Here is an 11125-nt window from a genome sequence, read left to right on the forward strand (position 1 = left end):
CATACCCTTTCAATTTTAAGATGTGGTACTTTCTTTCAATATGAATAAAGCTATATTGAGTAATTTAAATAATTTATCTGTATATATCATTTTTCCTATCTAATATTGAAAATCATTGAGTGCTTTGGTTCCATATTTAAATTGTACCCACAGAGTTCCTTAAAGTAACTCTGATAATCATTCTCTACTAATCTAATAATTTCTTCTGGTTCAAAATCCCCATAGCTTATTAGTTCCGTTAATGATCCTAGTCTTGCATCAATGCCAAGGATCTCTGGCCATATATTCCAGAAATTTTCTTGTGATATTTTCCCTATTAATACATCAAGCTGATTGATCTGAGCAATAAAGTAACTCAAAATATCTGTATTATCCTTGTAATATTGCTCAAGTATCTCTTTATAACCAAGAATATAAGCTTCCCTTGTTTTAATGAATGTCAAAATGTTCCCCTTTTTTATTTATTTTGTGAATTTATTATTAGTCCTTTATTTACTAAAGTAACGGAATAAAAAGTTCACTTATCTTCTCTTTGAGTATTATTATCTTGGACCTGCCTTCATTATCACGAACTATTTTTGTAGAATTTTTTAGGTCTATAGAGAACTGTTCAATTAATTCATTAATAGTTTCAGATGGTCCATAAACAAATGCAGATAGTTCATGATTCAAATAGAAACTTCGAATATCAAAATTGGTAGATCCAATTGTCGCCATCTGATCATCTACAATCATTATTTTACAGTGAATAAAAGACTCTGAATCATAAAAGTAAACTTCAATACCTACTGCTAATAGTCGCTCAATAAATGAATTAGATCCATGAAAAGAAATGCCTCGGTCTCCTTTTCCAGGAATGATTATCTGTATTTTTATCCCACAACGAGCAGCTCTGCTCAAAGCACTTAATGACTCCTCGTCCGGTATAAAATAAGGCATGGCTAACTTAATTGATTTAGTACCCTTACCTATAATATCGATAAATGCATCTTTTATTATCCGCTCCGAATCATAGGGTCCACCGTATAAAATCTGTACGGTTTCTCCACAATGTGTAACGGCTGGTACAGATGGAAAGTACCTTTCTGTGTAGATTAAGAAATTATCTAGAGTATTCGTCTGCTTATCAAAAAAGAGCCAATCATAAATGAAAATTTCCTGAATTTCAAGAACCGCTGGTCCAGCCACTCGCATATTAGTATCACGCCAATTTTTAAATCTGGTTGTTTTACTTAAGTACTCATCTCCAATATTCATACCACCAATATGAGCAATTCTTCCATCTATTACAACAATCTTCCGATGGTTCCTCCAATTTATTCTCGTACTTAATAATGGAGAATTCACTAAATCATAGGCCTTGACTTCTCCTCCAGATTCTTTAATTTGATTAATCAAATGATATGGCAGCCTTATGGATCCTAGGCTATCATACATCAACCGGACCTCTATTCCCTGACGAGCTTTTTCCGCTAAAAGAAGCAGTAATTTTTCACCAGTAGAATCTCCTTTTATAATAAAATAAAACACATGAACATGGTGTTGCGCATTTTTAATATCGTCAATGATTTTATTAAAAGCTCCTTCACCTTCATGAAAAAGTTTAACTTGATTACCAAGTAAGGCAGACTTTCCTGATAACTTAAATAACTCATTGGACAAAGGGGGTTGAGCATTGACGACGCCACTAATTGTTTGGATAATATCTGAAACATGCTGCTGTAGTCGTAATTCATTGTCTCGTTGCTTTTTAGGGATTCTTCTTGACCTGGGATTCTTACCAATAAGTAAGAAGCAAAAGAGACCAATATAAGGAATAAGAAGAATAGTTAGAACCCAAGCAAATTTTGAAGTAGTATTCCTTTGATCAAAAAAAATAAGATGGCCGCAAACTAATAGTGCACCTACTTCAATTAAGATAAGTAAATAAATAAACTGTGGAACATATAAATACAAAGCGAGTAGAACGAATGTAGCTAATACAGTTAATATAGCAAATTGTTCCAGTTTATTTTTCATTTTCCCTCTCCTTTAAAATAACGTTTTTATCAATATTGCTTTTCTGATAAATTTTTATTGAATAAATGTACACTACTTTGAAACTGTCTCTTATACACATCTAGATGTGTATAAGAGACAGGTATTCCTTTGATCAAAAAAAATAAGATGGCCGCAAACTAATAGTGCACCTACTTCAATTAAGATAAGTAAATAAATAAACTGTGGAACATATAAATACAAAGCGAGTAGAACGAATGTAGCTAATACAGTTAATATAGCAAATTGTTCCAGTTTATTTTTCATTTTCCCTCTCCTTTAAAATAACGTTTTTATCAATATTGCTTTTCTGATAAATTTTTATTGAATAAATGTACACTACTTTTAATGATGCAAGAAGAGGTAAGATAATAACCATTCCGACAATACCAAAGATCTGACCAGTTATTAGTAGAGTAATAATCACTGATAGTGGATGCATTTTTAATTCTTTACTCATAACATAAGGTGACACTATATACGATTCTCCAATTTGTACTAATAAAATCCCCAAAATAATAACTACTATATTCACTTGGTCTGAAACTATCGCTGATAAGATAGCTGGTAATGTACCAATCCAAGGACCAAAGTATGGAACTATATCCATTAGCCCTGCAATAACTGCAAAAACTAGCGCCCCCTCTAAACCCGCTACTGCAAAAGTAATCCATGCACCCACAAATACATAAAGACAAACCACTGATTTTCCACCAATATAATCAGAAAGAGCCTTCTCAATATCACGAATAAAGTCTTTCAGTATGGCTACATATGAGTTTGGAACCCATGAAGAAATGGATTTTGGTTTATTCGTTTGTTTCAGCATAAATAGCACCATGATTGGGACAATACTTATCACTATAACTGAATTCGCTAGTATACCTATAATAAGTATTAATCCATTTTGTAAACCTTGAACTGCTAATCCAAATACATCCTCTAGAGATGTATTGATCAAAGATAGATAATCCTGAATAGTATTTTCACCAAACCAATCAGATTGCACTAACCATTGATCAAAAGCATCAATCCATAGTGGAAATTCTTTTAAAATAGTATTTGTCTGAAGGAATAGCACCGGTAGAAACTCTTTCACAATTAAGAAAAATACGAAGAAAAAAAGAAAAAAAGTCCCAATCAAAGCATATATTTCTCGGTTTAATTTTTTCAAAATATAAAGATACACAGGACGTAACATATAATATAGGAATATTGCTATAATAAATGGCAACAAGAGCGTAGACAAGACTACCTCAAACAACCTGAACATAAAATTACTTGACCTTATTTCCGACCAAGTAAGTAAACTCAAAAAAACTAAAACAATAACATAGAAATACTTCGACTTTTTCAAATAATCCATTGGTACTACACGTCCTTTGCATATAACTACATCCATATCTATAGTTTGAACGATTCCCTGACAATTTATTTGACAGGGAATCCCTTGATAATCATTATGACAAACGAATTCCCTGTACTATCTGAACAAGACCAAATACTATCGAAAAGCCCCCGACTAATATTGGTAGTGTCAACGTTACAATTATCGGATTAAAAATGAGTAGTCCCGCTACTACAAGACAGACCATATCTAGTAGCAGAATCCCTACTTTTCCGAAACCAGATCGCTCAGAAAAGCGCGCTGTTAAGAAGAGGTTTCCTATACTTTCCACAAAAAACCATACGGCAAAAATAATGCCTAGCCAAAATGCACCTTTTACTAGATTTGAAACAAATAGTAACCCTACAATTACATCAATGATCCCTATAAACAGACGCGCACCTCGTGACTTACGACTTGTATAGGCACCAATCCCTACTATATTCGTTACTCCCCTAGCAATTGAGAATACTCCAAACCAAATGACTAAAATACCTAGGGTTGCTATCGGACGATTTAAAGAGAATATTCCTAAAACAATAAAGGCAATTCCAAGTATAATTTCGACTATCTTACTTCTTTTTATATTCATTTTTGTTCCTCATTTCATCTTCTATTTGCCCTATTCATACGATCAATCTATTATTTTTGAATAGATACATTATCCGATCATCAACCCAACAATCAAGCCACCTGTAATAACAGACGTAATTGTCACGGTTGAAAATCCAGCGGTAACCATAATAGGCAAAATATTTTGTTCGATTACTGCAATTTCTTCTTCTGTTTCACCTACAGCGGCGGCTGCTTCTTTTGTTAGTACCATAGTGCCTGGGAACCCAAAGAATGTGGTCATCCCAATCGCTAAAGACAAAGGTACTGAGTAACCAACTTTTTTTCCTACAATATAAGAAATCAAAAGGATGATTCCTACGCCTGCTAACAAGTAGAATACAATGGGCCATACTAAGGCCAACAAGTCTGCCGGCACAATATCTGCTAACGGACCAAAAGCAATGACCATGATTGAAATCATCAATAACCCAAAAGAATCTGTTGATGATAGTGCATTAGGTTTCAGCACTTTGAAATGACGTAATAATATTCCAAGTAACAAAGCAATTACAAACGTATTGACATAGCCATTTGTTAGACTACTTAATACTCGGGAGACATATACTGCAACGCCCAACATAAATAGTGTGCCATAAGGAGTTTGTAAAAAATCAGGTAATATACTTTTGTGGTCCGTTTTAGTGTTTTCTTCTACTTCGTTTTCATAGAACGTTAGATTCCCTTTTCTATATTCTCCTCGTACACGTAGTGCTTCTTTTTTTAAAATATTAGCAGTAACTAAAAATCCGACAAGATTTTTTAAATTAAGAATCAATAAAGGGAAAACTGCCAACAAGTAATTGGATAATATTCCCAAATCCCCTCCAGCTAACTGAAGTTCGCTGACTTTGTCTTGTACCATCAAAATAGACAACGTTCCACCAGTAATCGAAGCTGTCCCCGCGATTGCGATATTTCGATCGAATACTAGTTGACCTACTAATATAAGAACAACTGTCATTAAAGCAACCGTTAATGAGCCGATAACAAATGTCCGCCATTGCGCTTTTAAGTCCTCAAGGCTCATCATTGTCCCCAAATGAACAATAATGATACCGATGACTGCATTGCCCAAACCCAGTAATCCTGAATCCTGTATCAGATTGTGCGGTAAAAAGTCACCAGCAAAACCAATCAAAAAAATCATCGATGCTACTAACATCATTGAAACTAATGCTTTCGTTTTAGTCGAAACAAATTCCCCAATTGTCCAAATTAACATGACAATTGTAAATGCTACTATCGGTTCCATTTTAAAGACCTCCTTTTATTACTGAATTGGATGATACGTAAAACCGAGTCCATGAACTTCTGCCACATTATACGTAATCATAAAACTCGTTGGATCAATTTCATCGATAAGGCGTATTACTTCAGGATACTCTTGATTTGAAACAACGATCATAAGCATCTCTCTGCGCTGTTCCTGTTGACCTCCTCTTACATCAAAAATAGTTAATCCCCTATTAACTCTTGCCATAAGATTTTGCCGCAATTCCTGCGTGTACCCCTGACTAATGATCATAACTGCTTTACGTCTTTTTAATCCAGTTTCAATATAGGTCATAATGATAGAAGTAATTCCTATAGACAAAATCGCAAATAAAAATTCTTCAAATCCAAACACATAGAGGCTCATCATTACAATAATAAAATCGGTAAAAAACAATCCTTTTGATGTGTTGACATTGAAATATTTTTCAAAAATAAGTGGTGGTATCGTTGTTCCTCCGCTAGAAGCTTGTATTTTATAGAGTATTGAAACACCTATCGCAAAAATAAGGCTTCCGAAAATTACAGATAAAAGCCGATCGCTTGTCAGCATGACTTCAGGTACGACACTCAAAAAAAACGGAAATAAAATACTGCCAGCTATTGTATTAAAGAAAATTTTCTTTCCAAGGAAGACGGCAGCCAAAATCAACATTACTACATTTAGTATGAATACAACCAGTGATCTTTCAACACCAAATGTTGTCTCAGCAAGTATTCCAATACCACTAACACCTCCAGCAGCGATATGATGTGGACCTAAAAACATGTTGACACTAATTGCTAGTATCAGAACAGCACATACTATTTTAGAAAAATTCTGAAATTTTGCCTTCATGTTCAATCACTCAACCTTAGTAGGAGAATTTTTAATTAACTCTATCACTAGCTGAACAGCCCTCTCCATCTCAATTATTGGAATATATTCATCCGTTGTATGAATATTTTCATACCCAATCGATAAATTGACCACTCTTTTTCCTTTTTCATTAAATACATTGGCGTCACTCCCACCACCACTAACTTCTCGCATCACTTCATATTCAAGGTTTTCTGCAGATTTTAGCAGCAGCTGCATCACTTGGTCATCATCGCTAATATCAAATCCAGTAGCCATTTTACTTGTGTTTATCGATACTGCCGCCCCATGTTTTTCTGATGCTTGCTGAAACGCTGATGTCATTTCTTGAACAAGTCGATGTGCTTTTTCTATATCTACAGATCGAATCTCTCCCTTCACGATTAAATGATCTAATACGACATTTGTTGCATCTCCACCTTTAATTAAACCGATATTCGCAGTCGTATTATCATCTAATCGACCAGTTTTTATAGCAGGTAAAGCCTCAGCTAAAACATCAACCACAGATACCCCCTTCTCTGGCTCAATTCCAGCATGAGCAGCCTGACCTTCAATGACTACTTCGTACATGTATAATGTTGGGCTTGCAATCGTAACATGTCCTACTGGACCACCACTATCTAATACATACCCATTCTTTGCTTCAATAAGACTCATATCTAAAGCTGAGGAACCTATCAACCCGATTTCTTCTCCAGGGCAAAAAACAAATTCTATCGTACCATGAGGTATACTTTGATCTTGTATTTGTTTGATTGCTTCCAATATAATTGCGATCCCAGCTTTATCATCTGCACCTAGTATCGTTTCTCCTTTTGAATACAAATTACCGTCTATTTCCTCTACTTCAATTCCTTCACCAGGAGGAACTGTATCTGTGTGGCATGAAAAGAACAATGGTTCATTTTTCATATTTCCTACAAGAGTTGCGACTATATTATTTCCACCCAGCTTTGTTTGATTTCTGCTATCATCTTCTCTAACAACCAAACCTAAGTCATTTAAACTATTAAGTAAATAAGTGTGGAACCGCGTTTCGTTCTTTGAAACTGAATTAATTTGAACAAGTCTGGAAAACGTCTGTACTAATCGCTTATTTAACATGCATTCTCACTCTTTTCATGGAATATATTTTTTATTAAACCTTATATAGTTTTTTTACAAGTGCAGCCCATTCTTTTTCATCGGGATTATCTGACAATCGTATTAGCGTACATTGTTTTTCTTGTATCTTATTTAAATTCAAAGCAATATTGCTTATAATGATATCTATATCTAATGCCTGTAGTAGATCTTTTGATATGGGTTTGTTAAATAAATAGTGGGCATTCGCCTCCTGAGGTAATAATCGATGTATTAATTGTTTATAATAAGGGATGAGAACAGGCTCTCCTGTCAAAACAAATAATATATTTTTATACTTGTAATCTTTTTTCATAAATGATGAACAGACTATATATGTCAAATTTAGAGCTACATCCTTTTTATAGGCCCATTCAGAATCTTCCAATAACTCTAACCATAACTGGTAGACCGATTCATAAGTACTTGGAAAGTCCGGCTCTATTACAATTTTTTGATGTAAAGTAGTCGATTCGGATAAAAAAAATAAATTTGCTAAATAAGATTTTAATTTAAATTCCATTTCCGAATACACAACACGATTCACATCGAATTTCTTTAAGAAATTTGATACAATAACTTCGAAATTTTCTAATTCCTTAATATACTCTCCCATAAAATATGGTTTTCCATCTTCATAAACCACCGTACTCAATCTAGTTATATATGCGTAAACTAATTCTGATTTGGAACCGTTCTTCCAAATTTCGTTTGAAGAAAAAAATAGATTGAATGCTTTAAGAAACTGCTGAAAATAATGAGTATTCCAGTGCCGATCAATCAGTTTTTCATCTAAAACTACACTATTACCTTGCGATAACCTAGTTTCTATTACGAACATCCAAATCAACAAACGAGTATAGTCAATATAAAGTGGGATTTGAAATTCCATGGAAAGATAGTCCAAATAATTGTAAATTCCTTGAGCATTCGCTTGATGTCTTGGATTCTCAGCAATGAGTTCTCCAGAGTAAAAATAGAAATGAAAATAAAAATAGCGTATATTTTCCTCATCGCCTACAAGGCTAACTACAGGTGATAAATTTAATTTCAGTTTGTACTCATCAACTAATGTCTCTAACTGCTTTAGGTATGTTCGAATAGTAGTTTCAGATAAAAAAAGATGATCAGAATATTCCCCAATCGTTAAATGTTCACTGTAAAACAATGTTTCAATGATATTATATAGTGGGCTCTCACTAGCCCACGATTTCATCAAAGACGAATAAACAAAATAGTCTGATACCTCTAAAACTAAGACAGAAGACCGTAATACATCCAACCTGATTTCTTCTGGCAATTCTTCTTCTAAAAATGACACCAATCTACGTACGGTCTTCTCGGAAACTTTTAATTCATTTGATGTTTCTTGAATAGATTTAGGTCCAGTTAACAAATAGTCTAGTAAGTTCATTTTTCTTTGAGTTGTTGTATTCAATACCAAACGTCTGCCAAAACTGTTCATTATATCTCCTCCTCTCTTAATCTATTTCATTAAAACTAACACCTTAAAAAGTATGCGTTTTCAACACAATAATACCATGATATTAACGAATTTACTTGTATATAGGCACCGTTTAATACATCTTTTTTCAGAGGAGGGAGAATGGAGTACATGAGCCGCTGTATCATTCAATAATTCTCTCATAAAGAAATCATCAAAAATCTGACAACGGCTAACATAACAATTTATTATTATGAATATTGTGTGCATAGTTCATCACTCACACCTGCTTATGAAATTCACATCATAGCTACCTACACCTTTCCTACTTGAAATCCTCAAAGCCATTGGTTTTCCATCACTTTCTAGCTCCTTAGCAAATTATGCCAAATAGGTTGGGATTAGTAATAACTTCAATACCCACAAAACGCTGTGGTGTATCGTTTAAAATCAATTTCTCATAAGAGTTAGCAAGTATATTTTGTTGATTACCCTGATGAACACAGACTTATGACTTACTACTAAGTAATTCCCAACCAGAGCGATCATCTCAATGTCTCATAACTTGTACTATAATCATAATCTGGTCTTCTTGACTATCTATTGAATCGGATTTACACCTTCCGATGAGATACGTTTCTTATACTAGATTATCAGTTGATCTAAATTATCCGCCATATCTTTGATGGCCCATACATGACTTTCCGTTCTTTTGCAAATTAACAACAAAAATTTCACCAAAATATAACATCGTGTTCGACCTCATCCACATATTCAATAGATAAAATTCTACCCAATCTCGCATACAATAATTTTTTTATTTCGTCTTCGGTTAACTCAGGTTCAAATGCAAACGCTCGTTCTAAGTGCACTGCACCTCCATAGGAATTTACACTGTAAATTCCTACTCGATAAATATTAAAATTTTTCATATTAGCCCCTCCCATCAATATTCACCTCCCCTAAACATATGGATATGTAGTTCCAGATTAAAATTTAGTCAACATCGGAATTTCATCTAATATCCAGCTTAAGTATTAGCATTTTTTCTTTTACTTAATTGTCCATTTTTCTTTAAAGTTTATATCCTCACCAGCAATTTTTAAAGGACGTTGCTTTTTCTATGTGTGGTGCTGACTTCAAATTCACTTTATTGCGGTCCATTAACCAAATTCCAAGTAAGCGTCGTTTCATACTGTCCGAGTGCGATCGTTCCCGAAACAACTAAATGTACGTCACCATACCCAATCGAAATCACACCAGATTGACTTTCTGCACTATTTTCAGACCAAGCAAACAATTGCCCATCCTCATTAAGTTCAATCATTCCAGAAGGTGTTGACACGCCTAACACATTCTCACTATCTACATAGGGATTCATTTGAATGACTGCACCTGTCATCAATGGGTCGCTCTGAGCTACTGTCAATACCCACCCATCACGAATGGTTCGTGTATCTTCAATCGCGATCATATTCTCCATAGTGCCTCCGCCATCATTTTCTCGGTCTGGCTGGGCAAGTACTTCTTGTGTTTGTGTTGAATATTCAAATGAACCAAAGTCTAGCCCTGATGCATAGCGAATGGCTAAGCCATCTCCTCGTTCTGGGTTTTGTTCCTCGGTGTCAATTGGTGGCAAAGGATCGCTTGGATTTACGGGTGGAATAGCCCGTAAGTTTTCCCATACATATGTCCCTGCTTCCCCACTATATTCACCCATAAACGCGGCACTCGATGCAAAAATAGTGTTATCTTCAAGGCTTCTCCAACGGCCTGTGTACTCGCCACTAGCCGTTGATATTGCTGGTAAATCTGCTGAAGTTCCATCAACAACCCGGAAGTCAGAGCCTAGCTTTAATTCACTTAAACTTCTTGCATGACGAAACATGCTGGACATGTTCATCACATAAGACGTGTCAAAGCTACTTAAATCTAAACTGCTTAAACTACTTGCACTTTGAAACATGCCGGACATACTCGTCACGCTGGATGTGTCCCAGCCACTTAAATCTATACTACTTAAATTACTTGCACCATCAAACACGAAAGACATACTCGTCACACTGGATGTGTCCCAGCCACTTAAATCTATACTACTTAAACTACTTGTACTTTGAAACATGCCAGTCATATTCGTTACACGGGACGTATCAAAACCACTTAAATCTATACTACTTAAACTGCTTACACCCCTAAACATGCCGGACATACTCGTCACGCTGGATGTGTCCCAGCCACTTAAATCTATACTACTTAAACTGATTGCATTTTGAAACATGGTTTGCATATTCGTCACACTGGACGTGTCCCAGCCACTTAAATCTATACTACTTAAACTGCGTGCATCACTAAACATGCCAGTCATATTCGTCACACTGGACGTGTC

At 34.9% G+C, this 11125-nt stretch carries 10 protein-coding genes; all 10 read right to left on the bottom strand.

Features of this window, described 5'->3' with window-relative positions; all coding sequences use genetic code 11:
* Positions 1–95 precede the first annotated feature (95 nt).
* Positions 96–443: a hypothetical protein gene (locus A5882_RS18645; RefSeq protein WP_086373441.1), complete on the bottom strand. Its 348-nt coding sequence runs from the start codon at positions 441–443 to the stop codon at positions 96–98.
* A gap of 52 nt (positions 444–495) precedes the next feature.
* Complete coding sequence (cls, locus tag A5882_RS18650; RefSeq protein WP_086373442.1) at positions 496–2019, bottom strand: cardiolipin synthase; 1524 nt, start codon at positions 2017–2019, stop codon at positions 496–498.
* Positions 2020–2293: 274 nt separating this feature from the next.
* A complete protein-coding gene (locus A5882_RS18660; RefSeq protein WP_176462063.1) occupies positions 2294–3403 on the bottom strand; it encodes an AI-2E family transporter in 1110 nt (369 codons plus the stop codon).
* A 94-nt stretch (positions 3404–3497) separates the two neighbouring features.
* The gene (locus A5882_RS18665; protein ID WP_086373445.1) at positions 3498–4016 is read right to left on the bottom strand and encodes an HdeD family acid-resistance protein; all 519 of its coding nucleotides are present in this window, start codon (positions 4014–4016) and stop codon (positions 3498–3500) included.
* A gap of 69 nt (positions 4017–4085) precedes the next feature.
* Entirely contained in the window at positions 4086–5291 is a 1206-nt protein-coding gene (locus A5882_RS18670; protein ID WP_086373446.1) for a hypothetical protein, read from the bottom strand.
* A gap of 18 nt (positions 5292–5309) precedes the next feature.
* The gene (locus tag A5882_RS18675; protein ID WP_086373447.1) at positions 5310–6149 is read right to left on the bottom strand and encodes a YitT family protein; all 840 of its coding nucleotides are present in this window, start codon (positions 6147–6149) and stop codon (positions 5310–5312) included.
* Between the two features lie 6 nt (positions 6150–6155).
* Positions 6156–7277, bottom strand: a complete 1122-nt coding sequence (locus A5882_RS18680; protein WP_086373448.1) for a M20/M25/M40 family metallo-hydrolase — start codon at positions 7275–7277, stop codon at positions 6156–6158.
* A gap of 34 nt (positions 7278–7311) precedes the next feature.
* Positions 7312–8760 carry a helix-turn-helix domain-containing protein gene (locus tag A5882_RS18685; protein WP_086373449.1) on the bottom strand — a complete coding sequence of 483 codons (1449 nt, stop codon included), beginning with the start codon at positions 8758–8760 and terminating at the stop codon, positions 7312–7314.
* Between the two features lie 713 nt (positions 8761–9473).
* The gene (locus A5882_RS18690) at positions 9474–9671 is read right to left on the bottom strand and encodes a hypothetical protein (RefSeq protein ID WP_139843264.1); all 198 of its coding nucleotides are present in this window, start codon (positions 9669–9671) and stop codon (positions 9474–9476) included.
* A gap of 218 nt (positions 9672–9889) precedes the next feature.
* On the bottom strand, positions 9890–11125 hold a 1236-nt coding region (locus A5882_RS18695), incomplete at its 5' end, for a BspA family leucine-rich repeat surface protein (protein ID WP_176462064.1).

Origin of the sequence: Enterococcus sp. 4E1_DIV0656 (genome assembly GCF_002140695.1) — a bacterium.
GTDB classification, from domain to species: domain Bacteria; phylum Bacillota; class Bacilli; order Lactobacillales; family Enterococcaceae; genus Enterococcus_D; species Enterococcus_D entomosocium.